The sequence below is a fragment of the Frigidibacter sp. SD6-1 genome, assembly GCF_030143255.1.
Taxonomy (GTDB): Bacteria; Pseudomonadota; Alphaproteobacteria; order Rhodobacterales; family Rhodobacteraceae; genus TMP-24.
Genome location: NZ_JARJNR010000008.1, coordinates 1 through 22,259 on the forward strand (window position 1 = coordinate 1; position 22,259 = coordinate 22,259).

Consider the following 22,259-nt stretch of genomic DNA (forward strand, 5'->3'; position numbering starts at 1 on the left):
GCCCTCCAAAGAATCCATATCACCCCTCACCGCCAGAGATATTTCTCAAATGCGATTCCCCTGCTGTTTTCAGGCGGAGCGCGGCGCTGTGGCGCCGCGCAAGCCATCTCTCGCACCCCGGACATGGGTCCGGGGTGCTCGGGATTGCCTCCGGCGGAGGTACTTGGGCCAAGATGAAGGGTCAGGCGCAGAGCCAGGCAAGAAGCGGAAGGTGTGCGCGCGCGATGGCTGCGAGCCGTTCGGGCGCCTCTGGCGTGAAGAGCCAGTCTGGCGGCGCGAGATTCTCTTGCGTCCGGGCGATCAGACTCTTGCGGCGCAGGAGATGATCCCAGCCCGGCTCGGTCTCGTACCCTTTGGGCGTGCGGGCAAGATCGGGCGCGTCGAGCGTGCTGCCCGCCTCCGCCGCCCGGTCGAGCGCAGACAGGAGCGCCGCGCGGTCCTCAGCATCGCACATGCGCGCGCGCATCCGGTCGAGCGCTGCGGGGTCCAGCCCATAATGCCCGGCGCCGTAGCCGAGGCCCTCGGGCGTCAGCACGATATGCATGCCCGGCACCTTGTTGAAGGCAGACCCGGTTGACAGGATCAGGTGCAGCGAGGGCTGATAGGGCGTCTTGTCCCTGGAAAAGCGCGTGTCGCGGTGGATGCGGCGGAGCGACTGGTTGAGCTTCGGCACGGCGAGAAGCCGGGGTTCCATCCGGTCGCAAAGGGGTGCCAGCGCCGCGATCAGGTCGAACCCGGCAGAAAGCCAGTGTGCCTCATAGTCCGCCCGATGGTCTTCAAACCAACCACGGTCGTTGTTCTGCTCGAGATCGGCGAGGAAATCGAAGGTCGCGCGCGGCAGTCCGCTGTAGGTCATGGGTCACCTCCCCGACCATTCTGCCATGATCTGATCGGCCTTGGTCAAACAATCTCCGGCTTGCGCCGCGCCTTTTGGCGTTGCATCTAGCGGGAATGACCAGCGCATCCCCCGACATTCTCTGCATCGGTTCGGTCCTGTGGGACATCATCGGCCGCACGCCTGCACATATGGAGGCGGGCGCCGATGTGCCCGGCCGCATCAGCCGCCTGCCGGGCGGCGTGGCGATGAACATCGCGATGACACTCTCGCGCTTCGGCCTGCGGCCCGCCGTCCTGACGGCCATCGGCCGTGACGCCGAGGGCGAGGAGATGATCGCCGCGTCGGCGGGGCTTGGCGTCGATTGCAGCCTTGCCTACCGGTCCGACGACCTGCCGACCGACCGTTACATGGCGATCGAGGGCGGCAACGGTTTGATTGCCGCGATTGCGGATGCCCATTCGCTGGAACGCGCGGGCGACAAGATCCTCGCGCCGCTCGGTGATGGCCGGCTTGGCCGCGCGGGTGCGCCCTGGGCGGGGCCGATCGCGCTTGATGGCAATCTGACCGTGAGCCTTCTGTCCGAGATTGCCGCCTCGCCGCTTTTTGCCAGTGCTGACCTTCGCATCGCGCCCGCCTCGCCGGGCAAGGCAGAGCGGCTGCTGCCGATCCTGCCGATGGAAAATGCCACGATCTATGTAAACCTTGAAGAGGCCGGGCTGTTGTGCCAGCGCCGCTTCCACTCGGCGCCCGAGGCGGCCGAGGGACTTCTGGCACGCGGTGCGCGCCGGGTGCTGGTGACGAACGGCGGTCAGGCGGCGGCTGACGGTGCCATCGGTGAAGGCGTCATCAGCGCCCCGCCCCGGCCGGTTCTGGTGACACGTGTGACCGGCGCGGGCGATACGTTCATGGCGGCGCACCTCGTGGCCGAGCGACGCGGCGCGACCCGCGCCGATGCGCTTGCGGCCGCGCTGGAGGCTGCGGCCCTTTACGTTTCGGGAGATATCACATCATGACGGCCCTGCCGCTGCACCGTTCGCCCGAGGTTGCCGAGGCGGCGGCCGCGGGCCGCGCCATCGTCGCGCTGGAATCGACGATCATCACCCATGGCATGCCCTATCCGCAGAACCTCGAAACCGCGCGCCGGGTCGAGGCCGAGGTGCGGGCGGCGGGGGCGGTTCCCGCCACCATCGCGGTCATGGCCGGCGCTATCCATGTCGGCCTTGATGATGCGGGGCTGGAGGATCTTGCCCGCACGCCGGACGCGATGAAGCTCAGCCGCGCCGATATCGCCGCCTGCCTCGCCTCGGGGCGGACCGGCGCCACGACGGTTGCCGCGACGATGATCTGCGCCCATCTGGCCGGGATCGAGACCTTTGCGACCGGCGGTATCGGCGGCGTCCATCGCGGCGCCGAGACGAGTTTCGACATTTCCGCCGACCTGCACGAGTTGGCGCAGACGCCGGTCACCGTGGTCGCCGCCGGGGCAAAGGCGATCCTCGACCTGCCGAAGACGCTTGAGGTGCTGGAAACCCTGGGCGTGCCGGTCATCGCCTACGGCCAGGATGACTTTCCCGCCTTCTGGTCGCGCGCCTCGGGCCTTCGCGCGCCGCTGCGCATGAACAGCGCGCCCGAGATTGCCCGCGCCCACAGGATGCGGGGCGCGCTCGGGCTTTCGGGCGGCCAGCTTGTCGCCAATCCGATCCCCGCCGAGGCAGAGATTCCGCGCGAGGTGATCGTGCCGGTGATCGAGGCTGCCCTTGCCGATGCGGAACGTGACGGGATCGCCGCCAAAGCGGTCACGCCCTACCTTCTCGACCGGATCTTCCGGCTGACGGACGGGCGCTCGCTTGAGGCCAATATCGCCCTTGTCCTCAACAATGCCCGCCTTGCATCGGCCATCGCGATTTCGCTCGCTTCCGGCCATTGATAGGGCGAGAGCACTTGCCTAAGTTCGAAGGCAAGGGAAGGGAACGCCATGACCGCCGAACCGCAGCATCCGCCTGCCCATAGCCATGCCCGACGCACCCTCCTCGGGGCGTTCCGGGCGAATTTCCTGACCGGTCTGGTGGTCGTCCTGCCCGTCGGGCTGACCATCTGGCTCATCTGGAAGATCGTCGGCTGGATCGACAGCTGGGTTCTGCCCTTCGTGCCCTACGCCTTCCATCCGGACGTGATGCTCGACCGCTATCTCGGCTATCAGCCGCCGGTGTCGATCCGTGGCTTCGGCGTGATCATCTTCCTCGTCTTTACCATCTTCGTCGGCTGGATCGCCAAGGGGCTGATCGGGCGGCAGATGATCGGCTGGGGCGAAGGCCTAGTTGACCGGATGCCCTTCGTCCGCTCGATCTACAACGGATTGAAGCAGATCGCGGAAACCGTCTTTTCCCAAAGCGAATCGAAGTTCGACACGGCCTGCCTGATCGAATATCCGCGCCCCGGCATCTGGGCGGTGGGCTTTGTCTCGACCGCCGCGAAGGGCGAGATCGCCGAGAAGATACCGGTTTCCGGTGAATTGCTGACGGTCTTCCTGCCGACCACACCGAACCCGACCTCGGGCTTCCTGCTCTATGTGCCACGCACGGATGTGATCTTGCTGGACAAGATGGGGGTCGAGGATGCCGCCAAGCTGATCATCTCTGCCGGTCTCGTCTACCCGGCCGAAAAGGCCGCGATCGCGGCCCGCTGAGGGCGCGCAGGGGGCGTCGGGGGATCGCCCCCGCGCGGTCGCATAGAGCTAGGCGGCAACGATAGAGGGTTCGCGCCGCGCCGGGCAGGCGGTCTCGGCGCAGACACGGCAGGAGGAGCCCACGGCACGCGCTGTATCGGGCGCGGCCCGCAGGGGAAGCAGAAGCATCCAGGCTTCGGTCACCGGCGGCGCGGCAAGGCCCGCCGGATAGGCTCTCTCCGCCCAGGCATAGGCGCGGAACAGCCCGCCGCTGCCGCGCGCGGCGGTCCGCAGAAGCGTCGAGACCGGGGTGAAAGGCTGCGACAATGCCTCGTAAAGCGGCCAGAGCGCACAGGCCGCGCCGAAGCGCGGCAGGGCGAAGCCCGCGCAGGGGCGGCGGAAGGTGAGCGTGCCGGACGCGTCGCAGGCCACCGCCGCAGCCCCTTCCGGAAAGGCGGGCGTCCCGGTTTCGGCAGGGGACGACGGCAGCAGCGCCAAGCGCCGAAGGACCAGCGCGGGAGGCAACCCCAGTCGTGTCGCGACCTCGAACGGATCGCCGGTAGCGGCGTGAACCGGCGCGAGCGCCGCGTCGGGCAACAGCCGCAGGTCGGACAGATGCCGTGCGATCAGGCGCCCGGCAAGCTCTTGGGCAGCGCCCGAGGCAAGGTCCGGCGCGGGATCGTCGGCACCCCCGCCCGGTCCCGGCAGTTCCCAGCCGCGCGAGGCGAGCCAGGCCTCGACCTCTTCCTGAGGGGCGGCCAGTCCCGCCTCGGGCGCATGCGCCTGATCGAGCCAGGCGGCAAGCGCGGTCGAGACCTCGGTCAGGCGGATGCTGTCGGCGTAAATGTTGCGGTGAAAGCGGGCGCGCCATTCGGGGTCGAGGTCGCTTTCCTCGGCGAGGATGGCCGAGCTCGAGCGGATCGCGGTGATCGCCGAGAGGACTTCGTGCAGCGAGGCCGACAGGAACGGGTCCTGCGCCATCCGTTCCGACAGGGTCTCGATCCGCCGCGTCAGGCTTTGCACACGTCCCTGACGTTCGGCCAGGAGGGCGGCCCAACCGGGAAAGCGGCTGACGAATTCCTCGATGCGCGCCGTTTCCGGCGGCGCCGCCGTCGGCTCGACACTCGCCGCCGCTTCTGTCAGCGCCTGAAGAAGCGCCCCTTCCGCCCCTTCGGCCAGCAGTCCGGTTTCGACACCAAGCGTCGCGGCAAGCCTTTCCAGCAGCTCGGGCCCGACCGGGCGGCGATTATGTTCGATGAGATTGAGATAGGCAGGCGAGACGCCCGCGCGGCGGGCGCAATCGGCTTGCGTCAGGCCAAGCAGCAAACGCCGTTCGCGGATGCGGGTTCCTGTTAGCGCGCGGCGCATGTGCCCTCCTTTACAGGAGGGAGTTTACAGGATTTTCAAGCAAGGAAAACCGCAAGCGAGTCCTGCAACTCAATTCGACGGGCAGTTCGGCGGCGCCACGTCATGGATGCGTGGCACGGCGGGCACGTCGCCCAGGCATTCGGTCAGTTTCGGCTGGCCACGGTTGCAGGCCGAGAGGGCCGCCAGAATGACCGCTGCGGCGAAAACCGACTTTATCCGACCAATATTCCGCACCGGCGCCTCCTGTCTCTGTCACCCTTCTAACGGCTTTTTCGCCGCCGCCAAGGGTGAAAGGCAAGGCGCGGAGGAAGACCTCCGCGCCCCTTGATCCTCGTACAGACCTTACTGGAGCGCCTTGTCGGTGATCTGGTGCGTCCAGGCCCCTTCCGGCGCCTTCGTGATCACCGGGTCCGACCCGCCCGACATCAGCGCATCGACCGTGCGCTGGTAGTCCGCCTCGTCCAGCGCGCCGTTCGATCCGGCGGTCAGCTTGGCGATCTCGCCCATCATCCGCTTCTGGTGGGCTTCGGTCTGCGCGCCGGTGGCGTCATTATCGAGAACGATCATCGCCGCGTCATCGGGATTTTCCTCGGCCCATTTCCAGCCCTTCATGGAGGCGCGGACGAAACGCACCATCTTGTCCTCGAAGGCCGGGTCGGCGAGCTTTTCCTCCATGACGTATAGCCCGTCCTCCAGCGTCGCCACGCCCTCGTCCTCGTACTTGAAGACGACAAGGTCTTCGGGCGTCAGCCCGGCGTCGATGACCTGCCAATACTCGTTGTAGGTCATGGTCGAGACGCAGGCCGCTTGGCTCTGCAGAAGCGGATCGACGTTGAAGCCCTGCTTCAGGACCGTCACGCCGCCGTCCGACCCGTCGGTCTTCAGGCCAAGCTTGTTCATCCAGTTCAGGAACGGATATTCATTGCCGCCGAACCAGACACCCAGCGTCTTGCCCGCGAAATCGGCCGAGGTGGCGACGCCGCTGTCCTTGCGGCAGGTCAGCATCATGCCTGACGATTTGAAGGGTTGGGCGATGTTCACCAGCGGCAGACCCTTTTCGCGCGCAGCCAGGGCCGAGGGCATCCAGTCGATGACCACATCCGCGCCGCCGCCAGCGATCACCTGCGTGGGCGCCACGTCCGGGCCGCCGGGAAGGATGGTGACATTCAGCCCCTCTTCCTCGTAGAACCCTTGTGCCTGGGCCACGTAATAGCCCGCGAACTGGGCCTGTGTGACCCATTTCAGCTGCAGCGTCACATCGTCTGCTGCCTGCGCGCCGCCAGCGCCTAGCGCGGCAAGGATGGCGCCCGTCAGTAGCTTCCTCATTCCTTCGACCTCCATGTTGCGTCGCCGGTTTGGCCCGGCGCCTGAGTCACGTTCTTTGCGACGGATGCCAGAAAGTCATCCGTCGTTCGATCAGCGCGACAAGGCCGTAGAAGGCCGAGCCCGCCAATGCCGCCACCGCAATCTCTGCCCAGATCATGTCGAGCGCAAGCTGCCCGATCGAGGCGTTGATGCGGAACCCCATGCCGACGATGGGGCTGCCGAAAAATTCCGCGACGATGGCGCCGATGAGGGCGAGCGTCGAGGAAATCTTCAGCCCGTTGAAGATGAAGGGCATGGCCGCGGGCAGCCTAAGCTTTGCCAGCGTCTGCCAGTAGCTCGCCGAATAGGTGGCCATCAGGTCGCGCTGCATCGCGTCCGTCGCCTTCAGCCCTGCGACCGTGTTCACCAGCATCGGGAAGAAGACCATGATGACGACGACCGCCGCCTTCGACTGCCAGTCGAAACCGAACCACATGACCATGATCGGCGCCACCCCGACGATGGGCAGCGCCGCCACGAAATTGCCGACCGGCAACAGGCCTTTCTGAAGGAACGGCGACCGGTCGATGGCAATCGCCGTCAAGACCGCCGCGCCACAACCCAGCAGATAGCCAGTCAACGCGCCCTTCACTGCCGTCTGCCAGAAATCGGCGCCCAGCGTCGGCAGGCTGGAGCCGATCCGCGCAGCGACGGCGGAGGGCGGCGGCAGGATCACCGGGCTGACACCGAGGCCACGCACCAGACCCTCCCAGAGGACCAGGACCGTGATGCCGAAGATCACCGGCACGGCCAGCTGTCCGACCCGGGTCCGCGCCGCCCGCGAATGCGACAGCCGGACGTTCACATACCAGCCGCCCGCCCAGGCGGCGAGTGCAAGTGTCACCCAGCTCATCGGACCATCCCCATGCGCCGCAAGGTCCCCTTCTCGATCAGGCCGATCACGATCACCATGCCCGCCGCCACGATGGCCGCCGCGAAAAGCGCGGCCCAGATCTGCACCGTCTGCCCGTAGTAGGAGCCGCTGAGAAGCCGCGCCCCTAGCCCCGCCACCGCGCCGGTCGGCAATTCGCCGACGATGGCGCCAACGAGCGAGGCCGCGATCCCGACCTTCAGCGAGGCAAAGAGATAGGGCATCGAAGACGGCACGCGCAGCTTCCAGAAGGCGCCCGCGGCACTGGCATTGTAGGTCTTCAACAGGTCAAGCTGCATCTGATCGGGGCTCCTCAGCCCCTTCACCATGCCGACCACGACCGGGAAGAAGCTGAGGTAGGCCGAGATGATCGCCTTCGGCACCAGCCCCTGCAGCCCCAGCGAATTCAGGACGACGATGATCATCGGCGCGATGGCAAGGATCGGAATGGTCTGGCTGGCAATCGCCCAGGGCATCACGGACATGTCCATCGCCCGGTTGTGAATGATCCCGACCGCCAGCAGAACGCCCAGCCCGGTGCCGATCGCAAAGCCCAGCAGCGTGGCCGAGATCGTCACCCAGCCATGATAGACAAGGCTGCGCTTCGAGGTCACCGCCATGCCGACCGTCGATTTCCACAATTCCGCCCCGACCTGATGCGGCGTCGGCAGAACCGGGCGGTCCTGGTTCATCGTTTCGGAGACCACCTGGGAAAAGGCAGGCATGTCCGCCCCGGCGCGCGTGGCCTGATCATAGACCCAGGCGGAGTTCAGTTTCACCGCCGCAAGATACCAAAGGACGACAATGGTCGCCACGACAGTCAGGATCGGCAGGATGTTCCTCATGCCCCCGCCCCCTTCGGCCAGGCAATCATCAGAACGGCAACCACGCCAAGCCCGATCCCGGCCCATTGCAGCCCGGTCAGCCGCTCACCAAAGGCGACCATCGCCAGAAGCGAGATCGCGACCATCTGGAAGACGACCGACATGGCAATTGCGAGGCCGAGCCCGCTGCCGCGCATGACCTGCACCATCATCGTGTTTCCGATGCAGAAGAGCGCCAGCGCGCCGATCAGCATGGCCCAGCCGCCATTCGTGGCATGAATCTTCAGCGCGGAATTGGCCGCCATAAAAACGGCGGTCGAGCCGATAAGCCAGGGAAGAACACCGCTCATGCCCGCGCCTCACATATCATCGCCATGCCCCGCCCTCAGCCCCTCGCGCACCCGGTGGGCAATCTCGATGAACTCCCGGCTGTCGCGGATGTCCAAGGGCCGTTCTTTCGGCAAGGGGCTGTCGATCACGTCGGTGATGCGACCCGGGCGGGGCGACATCACCACGATCTTCGTGGACAGATACACCGCCTCGGGGATTGAATGGGTGACGAAACCGATGGTCTTTTCCGTCCGCGCCCAAAGCTTCAACAATTCCTCGTTCAGCCGGTCACGCACGATCTCGTCCAGGGCCCCGAACGGCTCGTCCATCAAAAGCAGATCGGCATCGAACGCCAACGCGCGCGCGATCGACGCGCGCTGCTGCATGCCGCCCGACAATTGCCAGGGAAACTTCTTGCCGAAGCCCTTGAGTTCCACCAGCTCCAGCACCCGCTCGACACGGCTCTCCTGCTCGGCGCGGTCAAAGCCCATGATTTCCAAGGGCAGTTTGATGTTGCCCGCAATCGTCCGCCAGGGGTAAAGCCCCGCCGCCTGAAAGACATAACCATAGGCCCGGCTTTTGCGCGCCTCATCGGGCGTCATGCCGTTCACGGTCAGGGTGCCCGCGGTCGGCGTCTCCAAGGCCGCGATACAGCGCAGGAAGGTGGTCTTGCCGCAGCCCGAGGGGCCGATGAAGCTCACGAACTCGCCCTTGCCGATGGTCAGGTTCACGTCCTTCAGCGCATGCACCGCGCCATCGGCCGTGTCGAACGTAAGGTTGAGGTTGCGCGCCTCGATCACCGGAGCCGCCGCATTGATCGTGTCCTTCATCAGCCCGTCCCCTTCCGGCCCCGTCAGATCGCGCATCACACCCCCGTCGCCGGTATCCCCGTCCGTTCCACCGGGCGGGGCGAGGTCAGTTCCTTCCAGGCGCTCAGCGCCCGGTTGACCGTGCCGTTCGGATCGCGCTTCACGAACGCCCCGTGGCCCTCGCGGGTCTCTACCTTGCCGTCGTTGATCGCCACCTGGCCGCGCGTCAGCGTATAGCGCGGCAGGCCCTTGACCTTTTTGCCCTCGAACACGTTGTAATCGATCGCCGACTGCTGGCTCTTGGCGCTGATCACCTTCGTCTTCACCGGGTCCCAGACCACGAGGTCGGCATCCGCCCCCACCAGAACCGCGCCCTTCTTCGGGTACATGTTCATGATCTTGGCGATGTTCGTCGAGGTCACCGCCACGAACTCGTTCATCGTGATCCGGCCCGTATTCACCCCGTGGGTCCAGAGCATCGGCATCCGATCCTCCAGCCCCCCGGTCCCGTTCGGGATCTTGGCGAAATTCCCCAGGCCAAAGCGCTTCTGCTCGGTCGTGAAGCTGCAATGGTCGGTTGCGACGCATGAGAGCGTCCCCGAAGCAAGCCCCGCCCAAAGACTGTCCTGATGGTGCTTGTTGCGGAAGGGCGGCGACATCACGCGCCGCGCCGCATGGTCCCAGTCGGGATGGAAATATTCGCTCTCATCCAGCGTCAGATGCTGAATGAGCGGCTCGCCCCAGACCCTTTTGCCCGCCTGCTTTGCCCGCCTTATCGCCTCATGCGCCTCCTCGCAGGAGGTGTGGACGACATAAAGCGGCACGCCCGCCATGTCGGCGATCATGATCGCGCGATTGGTGGCCTCGCCCTCGACCTGGGGGGGGCGCGAATAGGCATGGGCCTCGGGCCCGGTATTGCCTTCGGCCAGGAGCTTTGCTGTCAGTTCGGCCACCACATCGCCATTCTCGGCATGGACAAGCGCCGTCGCCCCCAGTTCCGCACAGCGGCGGAACGAGGCGAAAAGCTCGTCGTCGTTCACCATCAGCGCGCCCTTGTAGGCCATGAAATGCTTGAACGTGTTGATCCCGTGCTCGCGCACCACCGGCGCCATGTCCTCGAACACTTTCTCGCCCCACCAGGTCACCGCCATGTGGAAGCTGTAATCGCAGTTCGCCCGGCCCGACTTGTTGTGCCACATGGAAAGGCCGTCCATCAGCCCCTGCCCCGGCGCGGGCAGCACGAAATCGACCACCATCGTCGTCCCGCCCGAGAGCGCCGCCCGCGTGCCGGACTCAAAGTCGTCGGTCGAATAGGTGCCCATGAACGGCATCTCGAGATGGGTATGCGGATCGATCCCGCCCGGCATCACATAGCAACCCGAGGCATCCAGTTCCCGATCGCCTTTCAGGTTCGGCCCGATCTCGCTGATCCGCCCGTTTTCAACCCGTACATCCGCCTTGTAGGTCAGGTCTGCGGTGACGATGGTGCCGTTCTTGATGATGGTGGACATGACTTGCTCCCCTCTTAGCGAGCGTTAAACTGGCGTACTGCCGTATCCCACTCGTCTCGAATGTTCTCTGCTTCCGAAATGGCAGACGCGCCATCGCGCTGGAATTCCTCAATCTCATAGGTGAGTGACGAGATTGAGGTTCGCCTGGAATCGATCTCGTCTTGCAGACAGTCGATGTAACTTTCTACGTCGTCAAAGTAGTCTTCGACATCACGCTCGGCGCGAGTCATGGTGTCATAGTCGGCCGAATAACCGGCGGGGATGTATGGTTCGGACGGCTCCGAACAATAGTAAGCCCTCGCGTCAGAGGCGCAGATGAGGCCTGTCACGGCTGCCAGCAGGCGGACGACACTCACCCCACTACCCCCGCCGTCTCGACGACCGCGTGGAACAGGACATCCGCCCCTCGCGCCGCATCAAAAATCGCGCCCGCCCCGGGCTTGACCCGGGGCCTCCCCCGCCGCCGATGCGCGGGTTGAAGGCGAGGTCCCGGGTCAAGCCCGGGACAGGGTTTGCGGACATGTTCACCCCACCACTCCCGCCGTCTCGACGACCGCATGGAACAGGACATCAGCCCCTCGCGCCGCCCAGTCTTGCGAAATCTCCTCGGCCTCGTTGTGGCTCAACCCGTCCACGCAGGGGCACATGATCATCACCGTCGGCGCCACGCGGTTGATCCAGCAGGCGTCGTGGCCGGCGCCGCTCACAATATCCATATGGCTCAGCCCCAGCCTTTCCGCCGCCGCCCGCACCCGCTTCACCAGCGTCGGGTCGAAGGTGACCGGGTCGAAATGCCCGACCGGTTCGATCGAGCACCCAAGGCCCAATTCCTTCGCCACCGCATGGGCCGCACGTTCGACCTCGCCGCGCATCGCGTCCAGCTTCGCCTGTTCGGGCGAGCGGATGTCGACGGTGAAGACCACTTTCCCCGGGATGACATTGCGCGAATTCGGAAAGACCGTCACCTGCCCCACCGCGCCCACCGCGTTCGGCTGGTGCGCCATGGCGATCTGATGGACCCGTTCGGTGATCCGCGCCATGCCAAGCCCCGCGTTCACCCGCATGTTCATGGGCGTCGATCCCGTATGCGCGTCCTTGCCTGTCAGGGTGATCTCCAGCCACCACAGGCCCTGGCCATGGGTGACAACGCCGATCTCTTTGCCCTCGGCCTCAAGGATCGGGCCTTGTTCGATGTGATATTCGAACATCGCATGCATCTTGCGCGCGCCGACCTTTTCGTCGCCCACCCAACCGATGCGCTTTAGCTCTTCGCCAAAGACCTTGCCCTCAAGGTCGGTCCGGCCCTTCGCGTACTCCTCGGTATGAACCCCCGCGAAGACGCCGGACGCCAGCATCGCCGGTGCAAACCGCGCGCCCTCCTCGTTCGTCCAGTTGGTCACCACGACGGGATGTTTCGTCTTGATGCCCAGATCATTCATCGTGCGCACGACCTCAAGCCCCGCGAGCACGCCCAGCACCCCGTCGAACTTCCCGCCCGTCGGCTGGGTATCCAGATGCGAGCCGATATAGACCGGCAGCGCGTCCGGGTCGGTGCCGGGGCGCGTCGCGAACATGTTGCCCATCGAATCGACGCCCATCGAGCAACCCGCCGCCTCGCACCAGCGCTGGAAGAGGTGGCGCCCCTCGCTGTCGGCGTCGGTCAGCGTCTGGCGGTTGTTGCCACCGGCGACGCCCGGGCCGATCTTGGCCATTTCCATCAGGCTGTCCCACAGGCGGGCGGAATCGATGCGGGCATTGGCCCCGAGTGCGGTCATGTCTTTTCTCCCCGTCGTCCGGCCGGGGTCTTCATGCCCCTTGCGGCGACTCGCTTCCTGACCGTATGGTCAGCTTTGAGACGACCACAACCTGACCAAGCGGTCAACGAATTTCTTGACGACCCGGAAGGGACCCCGACCCGAAGATGAGCGAGCCCGAGCGCCTCTCGAAACGCAATGCGATCCGGCTGGAAAATGAACAGCGGATTCTGTCGGCGGCCGAAAAGGTCTTTGCCGAGGCCGGTTTTGGCGGCGCGACGATGCAACTGATCGCCGACATGGCCGGTCTGCCGAAAGCGAACCTGCATTATTACTTTCCGACCAAGGAGGACCTCTACCGCGAGGTCGTCCGCAAGATATTCAACATCTGGCTCCATGCCGCCGACAGTTTCGACAATGCCCCGGGCCCGGTCGAGGGGATCGGCGCCTATATCGACGCCAAGATGGAAATCTCGCGCCGCCACGCCGACGGATCCAAGGTTTGGGCGTCCGAGGTGATGCACGGGGCACCGGTGATCCAGGATTATCTGGAAACCACGCTGCGCGACTGGACCGCGGGGCGCGCGGCGCTCATCCAGCGCTGGATCGACGAGGGCAAGATGGCGCCGGTCGATCCGCGCCACCTTCTCTACATGCTCTGGGCCACCACCCAGCATTATGCCGACTTCGGCCACCAGATCGAGACGCTGAACGGCGGCAAGCCACTTTCCGACAAACAGTGGAAAGCGGCGAAGGAGAGTGTGAAATCGATCATCCTGCGGGGGATTGGCGCGCTATAGCAGCACCCTGCCTGTGCGGGGGCGTCGTGGAATTGACAGCAGCGCGGTTCTCGGGAAGGGTCCGGCGAGTTCAGAAGAGACGCCGCATGACCAATACGCCCCCCACCCAGCCGATGAAGAAAGCCCGCAAGCGCGGGCTGAACCGGCTCTCGGGTCTCAGGAACCTGCTTGTCGGCCTCCGGCGGACCTTCTATGCAAAGGTGATGGGCATGGATCTGCATCCGACGGTGCAGATGTCCTTGTCCGCCAAGCTAGACCGCACTTTTCCGCCCGGCGTGCATGTCGGCGAAAACTCCTACCTTGCCTTCGAAAGCCGCATCCTGACCCATGACCGCACGCGCGGGCTGTATCTGCATACGCGGATCGGCAAGAACTGCTTCATCGGCGGGCGCGCCCTGATCCTGCCGGGGGTCGAGATCGGCGACGGCTGCGTGGTGGGCGCGGGCGCCGTGGTGACGAAATCGGTGCCGCCGGGCTGCATCGTCGCGGGCAATCCGGCGAAAGTGATCCGCACCGGGATCGAGGTCGGACCTTACGGGCGGTTCCTGACGGCCGACGCCACCGAAAGTGCGCTCGCCGAACAGGGGCTGACCTGAGCTATTTCAGCTCGACCTCGACAAAGCTCATGGGCGCGTCGCCGTCATTGACGACATTATGCTCGACCCCCTCGCTGCGGCGATAGGCCGTTCCGGCGGGCACCGTGACGCGGCGCGTGCCGCCGCCCGGCTCCTCGAGAAGCATGTGGCAATCGGTGATCGCGGTGATGACATAGTCGAACCCGTGCCGGTGCCAGCCGGTCTCGGCCCCCGGCACAAAATCGAAACGGGTGACGCGCACGCGGGGGTCGTCGATCATCTGGGTGGCGGTGCAGGCGGGGCGGTCGGTCATGAAAGGCTCTCCATGATCTGGGAAACGGACCGGCGTTCTGCCGGATAGAAGGACGGCGCGAGGGTCATGTTGGCGATGCGGACCGGAATGCCGCCGGTACCATTCGCATAGGCACCCTCGCTTTCATACATGAAACCGTTCCGTTCGTAGAAGCGTCGGGCATTCAGGGTCGCTTGGAGGATCACCGGTCTTAGGGTTTCGGCGCAGGCGAGCTCGATCCCGTAGCGGACGAGGCGCGCGCCTAGCCCCTGCCCTGCCACCTCTGGTGTGATGAAAAGCCGAGTAAGCTCGCCGGGGGCAGAGGAAACGAACCCGACCGCACTTCCCGCCTTTTCTGCGATGATCGTCCGCCCGGCGGCGATATCGGGCTCGTAATAGGCGGGCGTGCGGTCGCGCGTCCAGGCGGCGATCTGGTCTGCGTCGTAGTGGCCACCGGTCAGGCGTTCGACCGAGGCAAGCACGATGCCGAGCATCCGCGCCCCGTCCCCTGGCCGTGCCGGTCTGAGATGAATATCCAGGGCACCCTCCCGCGAAAGAAGAAGGCCGGGGTTCCCCCCGGCCCGTCCGTCATTCCAGCGTATCCAGCACTTCCTTCAGCGTGCCGATCAGCCGGTCGATCTCGGCCTTCGAGATGATGAGGGGCGGCGACATGGCGATGATATCGCCGGTCGTGCGGATCAGGATGCCCTTCTCGTAGGCCTTCAGGAAGGCACTGAACGCCCGCTTGGTCGGCTGGCCCGCGATCGGCTCCAGCTCGACCGCGCCAATGAGGCCCATGTTGCGGATGTCGATGACATTGCGCGTGCCCTTCAGCGCATGCAGCGCATCGCCCCAGTAGCTTTCCAGCTCCCGCGCCCGCTCGAACAGACCCTCTTCCTTGTAGGTATCCAGCGTCGCCACGCCTGCAGCCGCCGCGATCGGGTTGCCCGAATAGGTATAGCCGTGGAAGAGCTCGATCATATGCTCGGGCCCGGTCATGAAGGCATCATGCACCTCGCCCGTGGTGATCACCGCGCCCATCGGGATGACGCCGTTCGTCAGGCCCTTCGCCGTCGTCATCATGTCAGGCAGCACGTCGAAATGCTGCGCGGCGAAGGCAGACCCCAGACGGCCGAAGCCGGTGATGACCTCGTCGAAAATCAGCAGGATGCCGTGCTTCTTGGTGATCGCGCGCAGCTTCTCCAGATAGCCCTTCGGCGGCAGAAGAACCCCCGTGGACCCCGCCATCGGCTCGACGATCACGGCGGCGATGGTTTCGGCCCCATGCAGCGCCACGATCCGCTCCAGATCGTCGGCGAGGTTCGCGCCATGCTCCGGCTGGCCCTTGGAAAAGGCATTCTGCGGAATATGGGTGTGCGGCAGGTGGTCGACGCCCGCCAGAAGCGTGCCGAAGAACTTGCGGTTGTTCACGATCCCGCCGACCGAGATGCCGCCGAAGTTCACGCCGTGATAGCCGCGTTCGCGGCCGATCAGGCGCGTCCGCGTCCCCTCGCCCCGCGCCCGATGATAGGCGATGGCGATTTTCAGAGCGGTTTCAACGGATTCCGAGCCGGAGTTCGTGTAGAACACATGCTCCATGCCCTTCGGCGCGATGTCGATGATCCGGTTGGCCAGTTCGAAGGCGATCGGATGGCCCATCTGGAACGCCGGCGCATAGTCCAGTTCCGCCGCCTGTTTCTGGATCGCCTCGGTGATCTTCGGACGGCAATGGCCGGCGTTGCAGCACCAGAGGCCCGCCGTACCGTCCAGAACCTGGCGGCCGTCGGAGGTGGTGTAATGCATGTCCTTGGCGGCCACGAACATGCGCGGGCTTTGCTTGAACTGGCGGTTCGAGGTGAACGGCATCCAGAAGGCGTTGAGGTCATTCGGTGCGGGCTTGCGGTCAAGCGCCATGTCTCTCTCCCATGAACGGGCTTCCGGCCCGGTGAGCGCCCCCTGTGCGGCGCCGCGAATCTCGCGGCAGGCGCCTGGCCGGACGATGGCCATAATGTAGCAGAGCAGCGCGAAGCAATAAATAGAAACGAAACAAATCCGGCAGAATCGCTAAATAAATTTTTCACCCCTTCAGGGCGCAGGCTGGACGGTCTGCGCTTGCGGGCGGCGGGTGCGCGCGTCTATCCTGCCGGTCGGAGGACCGACGCGTGAGCGAACCCCAGAAGAAGAAGCGAGCGCCGACACGCATTCAGGCGCGCAACCGGCAGGCGATCCTCGATGCCGCGCTCGATGTTTTTTCGGCGCAGGGGTTCCGTGGCGCCACCGTAGACCAGATTGCAGAGGTCGCCGGCCTGTCGAAACCGAATCTTCTTTACTATTTTCCGTCGAAAGAGGCGGTTCACGCCGAACTGCTGGGCCAGCTACTCGATACCTGGCTCGATCCCTTGCGCGCGCTTGACGCGGCGGGCGACCCGCAGGGCGAAATTCTCGACTATGTCCGCCGCAAGCTGGAACTGAGCCGCGACTACCCGCGCGAAAGCCGACTTTTCGCCAACGAGATCCTGCAAGGCGCGCCCCGGATCACGCAGGCGCTGGGCGGCGATCTGAAGGCACTCGTCGACGAGAAGGCCGCGGTGATCGCTCGCTGGCAGGCCGAGGGGCGGATCGCCGCAGTGCCGCCGCATCACCTGATCTTCTCGATCTGGGCGCTCACGCAGCATTACGCCGATTTCGACGTGCAGGTACGCGCGGTCCTGGGCGACGGCCACGATCCATATGCCGAGGCGCAGGATTTCCTGGAGACGCTCTTCGAACGGCTGCTTCGCGTCTGACGCCTGCCGTTTTCTAACCTTTTCTTAATGCCCCGGTGCGACGCTGTGCGTTGGTGGGGGTTTCCTCGAAGGGGAAGCTCAGATGGTGGATATGCTCACTTCCGTGCAGCCCTTGGCGGGGCTGCCGATGCATGTGCGGCCCGCGCGGCCGCAGACGACCGAGGCGATCAAGCCATCGGACGGGTCCGGGACTGCGCGCAACGATGCCGACCAGCGCAGCCCGCGCGAACGGACACGCGACTGGCTGGAAGGCTTGCCACGGGTGATCGGCCCAGAGCCGCCGACGGGCCCGCCGCCTGCTTTTGAGGCCAATGTGCTGGAGGCGGAGGCGCGGGAGCGCAAGAACCTTGCGCGGGCCGCCGAAAGGGCGGCCGAGAGCGCCGACGCGCAGGAGCGCGATGCGGCGGACCGGTCAGACGAGGCTCAGGCCGACGCGGATCGGGCGCGTGCCGAAGCCGGGGCATCCGACGCGACTGCGCGACCGCCAAACGACTGGCGGGCGACGGATGATCCCGCGCCCGCCAGGGTCGATATCCAGGTGTAGGCCCTACTCGGCGGCCTTCGCCGCCGGGTTGTTCGGGTGCGTCGTCCAGTTGGCATAGGTGCCGACCTTGCGGCCGGTGCGCTTGTCCAGTTCGCCCTGATCGAGCGTGCGCATCGTGATGCAGCTCTCGACCGGGCAAACGTCGATGCAGAGGTTGCAGGCGACGCATTCCTCTTCCTTGACGGTAAAGGTCCGGTCGGCCGACATGTCGATGGCCTGGTGCGACGTATCCTCGCAGGCCGCATAGCAGCGCCCGCATTTGATGCAGGCATCCTGGTCGATGACCGCCTTCGTCACATAGTTCAGGTTCAGATACTGCCAGTCGGTGACATTCGGCACCGCCCGCCCGACCAGTTCGGCGGTCGAGGCCATGCCCTTTTCGTCCATGTATTGCGACAGGCCCGAGATCATCTCCTGCACGACCTTGAAGCCATAGGTCATGGCCGCCGTGCAGACCTGGACGTTGCCCGCGCCAAGCGCCATGAACTCCGCCGCGTCGCGCCAGGTGGTGACGCCGCCGATGCCCGAAATCGGCAGGCCGCGTGTCGCCTCGGACCGGGCAATCTCGGCCACCATGTTCAGCGCGATCGGCTTCACCGCCGGGCCGCAATAGCCGCCGTGCGTGCCCTTGCCGTCGATGGTGGGCTCCGGCGCGAACAGGTCGAGGTCGACCGATGTGATCGAGTTGATCGTGTTGATGAGGGAAACCGCATCGGCCCCGCCGCGCTTCGCCGCCTCCGCCGGACGGCGGATGTCGGTGATGTTCGGGGTCAGCTTCACGATGCAGGGCATGCGGCTGTATTGCTTCACCCAGCGCGTGACCATCTCGATATATTCCGGCACCTGCCCGACGGCCGATCCCATGCCGCGTTCGGCCATGCCGTGCGGGCAGCCGAAGTTGAGTTCCACCCCGTCGGCCTCGGTATCCTCGATCCGGTGCAGGATGTCCTTCCACGAGTCCTCGTCGCAAGGCACCATCAGAGAGATGATCAGCGCGCGGTCGCGCCACTTGCGCTTGACCTCCTTGATCTCCTGCAGGTTGACCTGCAAAGGCCGGTCGGTGATCAGCTCGATATTGTTCAGGCCCAGAAGCCGCCGGTCCGCCCCCCAGATCGCGCCATAGCGCGCGCCGTTGACATTGACGACCGGCGGGCCCTCGGAGCCGAGCGTTTTCCAGACGACCCCGCCCCAGCCCGCCTCGAAAGCGCGCTCGACGTTGTATTTCTTGTCCGTGGGCGGGGCCGACGCCAGCCAGAACGGATTGGGGCTTTTGATGCCGATGAAAGTGCTGGTCAGGTTTGCCATGTCTCAATCTCCCTGTCCGCCGCGTCCCGGACTCGATCCGGGACCTCATGGCGATTGCTGGAGGCCCCGGATCAAGTCCGGGGCGTGGGGTTTCGCTTCAGCCCATCAGGCTTGCATGAATATCCTCGGCCGCGTCGCGCCCCTCGGCGACCGCCGTCACCGTCAGATCCTCGCCACCCGACGCGCAGTCGCCCGCCGCCCAGACGCCGGGGACGGAGGTCCGCCCCGTCCCGGTCACCGCGATCTTGCCGCCCTCGAGCTTCAGCCCCTCGGGCTGGCCCGACAGGGTCTGGCCGATCGCCTTCATCACCTGATCGGCCTTCAGCCGGAAGGTCTCGGACGACAGTTTCAGCCCCGATGGACCATCCTCGGTATAGGCGAATTCCACTTCCTGCGCCGCGCCGTTTCCGACAACGCGGACAGGCGCCACATTGTGCAGGATACGCACGCCGACGCCGGTCGCATGGTCCTGCTCGTCGGTCGAGGCCGACATCTTCTCGCGCCCGCGCCGGTAGGCGATGGTGACATTCTCGGCCCCCAGCAGCTTCGACTGGACGGCCGCGTCCACCGCCGTCATGCCGCCGCCGATCACCACCACATCGCGCCCGACATTCAGCTTTGCCTTGTCGGGCTGCTGGCGCAGCTCCGCGATGAAATCGACCGCATTCAGGACATTGCCCAGCCCCTCGCCCTCGGCCCGCAACGCATTGACGCCGGCAAGTCCCACGGCCAGCACGACCGCATCGAAATCCTGCTTCAGACTGTCCAGCGCAAGACCGTCCCCGAGGCTCTTGCCGTTCTCGATCCGGATGCCGCCGATCTTCAACAGCCACTGCACCTCGTTGGCGGCGAAGGATCCCGGCGCCTTGTAGCTGGCAATGCCATATTCGTTCAGGCCACCGGCCTTGGCCCGCGCATCATAGACGACAACATCGTGACCCTTCATCGCCAGACGATGGGCGGCCGACAGCCCCGCCGGACCCGCCCCGACAACCGCCACCTTCTTGCCGGTCTGTTCGGCGCGGGCGAAGGGATGCACCCCCGCCTCCATCAGGCTGTCGGTCGCATAACGCTGCAACCGCCCGATCTCGACCGGCTTGCCTTCGGCCGTCTCGCGCACGCAGGCCTCTTCGCAAAGCTGTTCGGTCGGGCAGACGCGGGCGCACATGCCGCCAAGGATGTTCTGGCTGAAGATCGTCCTCGCCGCCGCTTCCGGCGTGCCCGTCGAAATCTGCCGAATGAAGAGCGGGATGTCGATCGAGGTCGGGCAGGCCGTCATGCAGGGCGCGTCATGGCAGAAGTAGCAGCGATCCGCCGCCACCCGCGCCTCGTGCGGCTCGAGCCGCGGAGCGATATCACCGAAATTCCTTGCATAATCGTCGGCTGCAAGCCTTCCCGACGCCACGCCGGGCGTGAACTGGCTATTGGACACGGAGGCCTCCCTGGCTTGTTCTTTCGGGAATCATGACACGAGTCGATTTTTTTATCAAATGGTAAATTTTTAGAACGGCTCCTCGTCGTCTTCGACGCTCGTCGCCAGGCGGGCGCCCGCGAGGAGTGCCCGAAGGGCTTCGACGAGCCGCCCGGCCCGGGCCAGCAGATCGGCGCTTTTCACTCCGCTGCCTTGCGGCTATACAGGCCCAAGCATGAAAGGCCCGCGCGCGAAGAATGACGGGCGACAGACAGGATCCTTAGAGGACTTCATGACCAAGACCCCCCACGAGAGCGACGTTGCCTTCATCGAGGCGCTGGCCGCGCTTCTGAACAAGAACGACCTCGCCGAACTGAGCGTGAAGCGCGAATATGGCGAGAATGACAGCCTGAATGTCCGCGTATCGAAATATGCGGCCCCGGCGGCCGTGGCGCCGATGCCGGTGATGCACGCGGCCGCGGCCGCCGCACCTGCCCCGCATATCCCCGGCGCGCCCGCCCCGGCCGCCGCCGTCGGCGGCGGCGATCCGGCCTCGCACCCGGGCGCCGTCACCTCGCCCATGGTCGGCACCGTCTATCTTGCCGCCGAACCGGGTGCCGCGCCTTTCATCGCGGTTGGCGATCAGGTGAAGGAGGGCCAGACCGTCCTCATCATCGAGGCGATGAAGACGATGAACCATATCCCCGCGCCCCGCGCGGGCACGGTCAAGCGCATCCTCGTCGAGGATGGCACGCCGGTCGAATTCGGTGCGCCGCTTCTCATCATCGAGTGAGGGCGCGATGTTTGAAAAAATCCTGATCGCGAACCGGGGCGAGATCGCGCTCCGGGTGATCCGCGCCTGCAAGGAAATGGGCATCCGTTCCGTCGCCGTCCATTCCACGGCCGACAGTGACGCGATGCATGTGCGCATGGCCGACGAAAGCGTCTGCATCGGCCCCGCGCCCTCGTCGCAATCCTACCTGTCGATCCCCGCCATCGTCTCGGCTTGCGAGATCACCGGGGCGGAAGCGATCCATCCTGGCTACGGCTTCCTCAGCGAAAATGCCGCCTTCGTGCAGGTGCTTGAGGACCACGGCATCACCTTCATCGGCCCGTCGGCGGAACATATCCGCATCATGGGTGACAAGATCACCGCGAAGGATACGGCCAAGCGTCTGGGCATTCCGGTGGTGCCGGGGTCGGACGGCGGCGTCGCCGACCTGACTGACGCGAAGAAAGTCGCAGGCGATATCGGCTATCCCGTCATCATCAAGGCGACCGCTGGTGGCGGCGGGCGCGGCATGAAGGTCGCTCGCGACGAGAGCGAGCTGGAAGTCGCCTTCCGCACCGCGCGGAGCGAGGCAAAGGCCGCCTTCGGCAATGACGAGGTCTATATCGAGAAATACCTCCAGCGGCCCCGCCATATCGAGATCCAGGTCTTCGGTGACGGCAAGGGCCGCGCGGTGCATCTGGGCGAGCGCGACTGTTCGCTGCAGCGCCGCCACCAGAAAGTCTTCGAGGAAGCGCCCGGTCCGGTTATCGATGCTGCAACGCGGGCCAAGATCGGCAAGATCTGCGCCGATGCGGTGGCCGAGATCAACTATATCGGCGCGGGCACCATCGAATTCCTCTACGAGGACGGCGAGTTTTATTTCATCGAGATGAACACCCGCCTGCAGGTCGAACATCCGGTGACCGAGGCGATCTTCGGCGTCGATCTGGTGCGCGAACAGATCCGTGTCGCCGCCGGCCTGCCGATGGACTTCCGGCAGGAGGATCTGACGGTCCATGGCCATGCGATCGAAGTGCGGATCAATGCAGAGAAGGTGCCGGATTTCGCCCCCCGCCCCGGCCGCGTGACCCAGTTCCACGCGCCGGGCGGCCTTGGCGTGCGGATGGATTCCGCACTTTACGACGGCTACATGATCCCCTCCCATTACGACAGCCTGATCGGCAAGCTGATCGTCCATGGCCGCGACCGGCCGGAGGCGCTGGCGCGGCTGAAACGCGCGCTGTCCGAACTGATCGTCGACGGTCAGGGGGTGGAAACGACGGTGCCGCTCTTCCATGCGCTGCTTGCCGACGAGGATATCCACCGGGGCGACTATTCGATCCACTGGCTGGAAAAGTGGCTCGCCCGGACCTACGGCTGACCGGCCCCTGCCCGGCCTTGTCGCGGGGAGGCTCCGCCTCCCCGCACCCCTCCGGAGT

Annotated in this window: 25 protein-coding genes; 9 read left to right on the forward strand and 16 right to left on the reverse strand. The window is 65.5% G+C overall.

Annotated features, from left to right (window positions below; genetic code table 11):
* Nucleotides 1–181: 181 nt before the first annotated feature.
* Complete coding sequence (locus P0645_RS14980) at nucleotides 182–856, reverse strand: TIGR02453 family protein (protein WP_284165399.1); 675 nt, start codon at nucleotides 854–856, stop codon at nucleotides 182–184.
* Nucleotides 857–951: 95 nt separating this feature from the next.
* Between P0645_RS14980 and P0645_RS14985 the strand changes: the two genes are divergently transcribed.
* Genes P0645_RS14985 through P0645_RS14995 form a run of 3 tightly spaced genes read left to right on the forward strand, consistent with a single transcriptional unit; the run spans nucleotide 952 to nucleotide 3,524 of the window.
* The gene (locus P0645_RS14985; protein ID WP_284165400.1) at nucleotides 952–1,851 is read left to right on the forward strand and encodes a PfkB family carbohydrate kinase; all 900 of its coding nucleotides are present in this window, start codon (nucleotides 952–954) and stop codon (nucleotides 1,849–1,851) included.
* Nucleotides 1,848–2,765: a pseudouridine-5'-phosphate glycosidase gene (locus tag P0645_RS14990; RefSeq protein ID WP_284165401.1), complete on the forward strand. Its 918-nt coding sequence runs from the start codon at nucleotides 1,848–1,850 to the stop codon at nucleotides 2,763–2,765. The genes P0645_RS14985 and P0645_RS14990 overlap by 4 nt, the downstream gene beginning before the upstream one ends.
* Nucleotides 2,766–2,813: 48 nt before the next feature.
* Complete coding sequence (locus tag P0645_RS14995) at nucleotides 2,814–3,524, forward strand: DUF502 domain-containing protein (RefSeq protein ID WP_284165402.1); 711 nt, start codon at nucleotides 2,814–2,816, stop codon at nucleotides 3,522–3,524.
* Nucleotides 3,525–3,572: 48 nt separating this feature from the next.
* Here P0645_RS14995 and P0645_RS15000 read toward each other — a convergent pair whose 3' ends face one another.
* From P0645_RS15000 to P0645_RS15045, 10 genes are all read right to left on the reverse strand, one after another.
* Nucleotides 3,573–4,871, reverse strand: coding sequence for a helix-turn-helix domain-containing protein (locus P0645_RS15000; protein ID WP_284165403.1), 1,299 nt, complete (start codon nucleotides 4,869–4,871; stop codon nucleotides 3,573–3,575).
* Nucleotides 4,872–4,940: 69 nt separating this feature from the next.
* Nucleotides 4,941–5,105, reverse strand: coding sequence for a hypothetical protein (locus P0645_RS15005; RefSeq protein WP_284165404.1), 165 nt, complete (start codon nucleotides 5,103–5,105; stop codon nucleotides 4,941–4,943).
* A gap of 108 nt (nucleotides 5,106–5,213) precedes the next feature.
* Nucleotides 5,214–6,197, reverse strand: a complete 984-nt coding sequence (locus P0645_RS15010; RefSeq protein ID WP_284165405.1) for an ABC transporter substrate-binding protein — start codon at nucleotides 6,195–6,197, stop codon at nucleotides 5,214–5,216.
* Between the two features lie 46 nt (nucleotides 6,198–6,243).
* Nucleotides 6,244–7,089 (reverse strand): ABC transporter permease, encoded by an 846-nt coding sequence (locus P0645_RS15015; RefSeq protein WP_284165406.1) that lies wholly within the window; start codon nucleotides 7,087–7,089, stop codon nucleotides 6,244–6,246.
* The gene (locus tag P0645_RS15020) at nucleotides 7,086–7,952 is read right to left on the reverse strand and encodes an ABC transporter permease (RefSeq protein WP_284165407.1); all 867 of its coding nucleotides are present in this window, start codon (nucleotides 7,950–7,952) and stop codon (nucleotides 7,086–7,088) included. The genes P0645_RS15015 and P0645_RS15020 overlap by 4 nt, the downstream gene beginning before the upstream one ends.
* Nucleotides 7,949–8,281 (reverse strand): hypothetical protein, encoded by a 333-nt coding sequence (locus P0645_RS15025; RefSeq protein WP_284165408.1) that lies wholly within the window; start codon nucleotides 8,279–8,281, stop codon nucleotides 7,949–7,951. The genes P0645_RS15020 and P0645_RS15025 overlap by 4 nt, the downstream gene beginning before the upstream one ends.
* Nucleotides 8,282–8,290: 9 nt before the next feature.
* The gene (locus tag P0645_RS15030) at nucleotides 8,291–9,091 is read right to left on the reverse strand and encodes an ABC transporter ATP-binding protein (RefSeq protein ID WP_284165534.1); all 801 of its coding nucleotides are present in this window, start codon (nucleotides 9,089–9,091) and stop codon (nucleotides 8,291–8,293) included.
* A 35-nt stretch (nucleotides 9,092–9,126) separates the two neighbouring features.
* Complete coding sequence (hydA, locus tag P0645_RS15035) at nucleotides 9,127–10,581, reverse strand: dihydropyrimidinase (RefSeq protein ID WP_284165409.1); 1,455 nt, start codon at nucleotides 10,579–10,581, stop codon at nucleotides 9,127–9,129.
* A 14-nt stretch (nucleotides 10,582–10,595) separates the two neighbouring features.
* A complete protein-coding gene (locus P0645_RS15040) occupies nucleotides 10,596–10,937 on the reverse strand; it encodes a hypothetical protein (RefSeq protein ID WP_284165410.1) in 342 nt (113 codons plus the stop codon).
* A gap of 168 nt (nucleotides 10,938–11,105) precedes the next feature.
* Nucleotides 11,106–12,356: a Zn-dependent hydrolase gene (locus tag P0645_RS15045; protein ID WP_284165411.1), complete on the reverse strand. Its 1,251-nt coding sequence runs from the start codon at nucleotides 12,354–12,356 to the stop codon at nucleotides 11,106–11,108.
* Nucleotides 12,357–12,502: 146 nt separating this feature from the next.
* Here P0645_RS15045 and P0645_RS15050 point away from each other — a divergent pair, with 146 nt between their 5' ends.
* Together P0645_RS15050 and P0645_RS15055 are read left to right on the forward strand one after the other, a co-directional pair.
* Complete coding sequence (locus tag P0645_RS15050) at nucleotides 12,503–13,135, forward strand: TetR/AcrR family transcriptional regulator (RefSeq protein WP_284165412.1); 633 nt, start codon at nucleotides 12,503–12,505, stop codon at nucleotides 13,133–13,135.
* An 86-nt stretch (nucleotides 13,136–13,221) separates the two neighbouring features.
* Nucleotides 13,222–13,731, forward strand: coding sequence for an acyltransferase (locus P0645_RS15055; RefSeq protein ID WP_284165413.1), 510 nt, complete (start codon nucleotides 13,222–13,224; stop codon nucleotides 13,729–13,731).
* 1 nt (nucleotide 13,732) lies between these two features.
* Here the strand turns inward: P0645_RS15055 and P0645_RS15060 are convergent, their stop codons facing one another.
* The 3 genes from P0645_RS15060 to aptA form a co-directional block, all read right to left on the reverse strand.
* On the reverse strand, nucleotides 13,733–14,023 hold the full coding sequence (locus P0645_RS15060) for a cupin domain-containing protein (RefSeq protein WP_284165414.1): 291 nt from the start codon (nucleotides 14,021–14,023) through the stop codon (nucleotides 13,733–13,735).
* Nucleotides 14,020–14,496 (reverse strand): GNAT family N-acetyltransferase, encoded by a 477-nt coding sequence (locus P0645_RS15065; RefSeq protein WP_284165415.1) that lies wholly within the window; start codon nucleotides 14,494–14,496, stop codon nucleotides 14,020–14,022. The genes P0645_RS15060 and P0645_RS15065 overlap by 4 nt, the downstream gene beginning before the upstream one ends.
* Before the next feature lie 94 nt (nucleotides 14,497–14,590).
* Nucleotides 14,591–15,916 (reverse strand): omega-aminotransferase AptA, encoded by a 1,326-nt coding sequence (gene aptA, locus P0645_RS15070; RefSeq protein ID WP_284165416.1) that lies wholly within the window; start codon nucleotides 15,914–15,916, stop codon nucleotides 14,591–14,593.
* A 248-nt stretch (nucleotides 15,917–16,164) separates the two neighbouring features.
* On the opposite strand from aptA, the gene P0645_RS15075 reads away from it, so the two are divergent.
* Both P0645_RS15075 and P0645_RS15080 read left to right on the forward strand, forming a co-directional pair.
* The gene (locus tag P0645_RS15075; RefSeq protein ID WP_284165417.1) at nucleotides 16,165–16,788 is read left to right on the forward strand and encodes a TetR family transcriptional regulator C-terminal domain-containing protein; all 624 of its coding nucleotides are present in this window, start codon (nucleotides 16,165–16,167) and stop codon (nucleotides 16,786–16,788) included.
* 82 nt (nucleotides 16,789–16,870) lie between these two features.
* On the forward strand, nucleotides 16,871–17,332 hold the full coding sequence (locus tag P0645_RS15080) for a hypothetical protein (protein WP_284165418.1): 462 nt from the start codon (nucleotides 16,871–16,873) through the stop codon (nucleotides 17,330–17,332).
* Nucleotides 17,333–17,335: 3 nt separating this feature from the next.
* Here the strand turns inward: P0645_RS15080 and preA are convergent, their stop codons facing one another.
* On the reverse strand, nucleotides 17,336–18,637 hold the full coding sequence (gene preA, locus P0645_RS15085) for an NAD-dependent dihydropyrimidine dehydrogenase subunit PreA (RefSeq protein WP_284165419.1): 1,302 nt from the start codon (nucleotides 18,635–18,637) through the stop codon (nucleotides 17,336–17,338).
* 97 nt (nucleotides 18,638–18,734) lie between these two features.
* Complete coding sequence (locus P0645_RS15090; protein ID WP_284165420.1) at nucleotides 18,735–20,069, reverse strand: NAD(P)-dependent oxidoreductase; 1,335 nt, start codon at nucleotides 20,067–20,069, stop codon at nucleotides 18,735–18,737.
* A 271-nt stretch (nucleotides 20,070–20,340) separates the two neighbouring features.
* Between P0645_RS15090 and accB the strand changes: the two genes are divergently transcribed.
* Nucleotides 20,341–20,841 carry an acetyl-CoA carboxylase biotin carboxyl carrier protein gene (gene accB, locus P0645_RS15095; protein WP_284165421.1) on the forward strand — a complete coding sequence of 167 codons (501 nt, stop codon included), beginning with the start codon at nucleotides 20,341–20,343 and terminating at the stop codon, nucleotides 20,839–20,841.
* A gap of 7 nt (nucleotides 20,842–20,848) precedes the next feature.
* Nucleotides 20,849–22,201, forward strand: a complete 1,353-nt coding sequence (accC, locus tag P0645_RS15100; protein ID WP_284165422.1) for an acetyl-CoA carboxylase biotin carboxylase subunit — start codon at nucleotides 20,849–20,851, stop codon at nucleotides 22,199–22,201.
* Nucleotides 22,202–22,259: the final 58 nt, after the last annotated feature.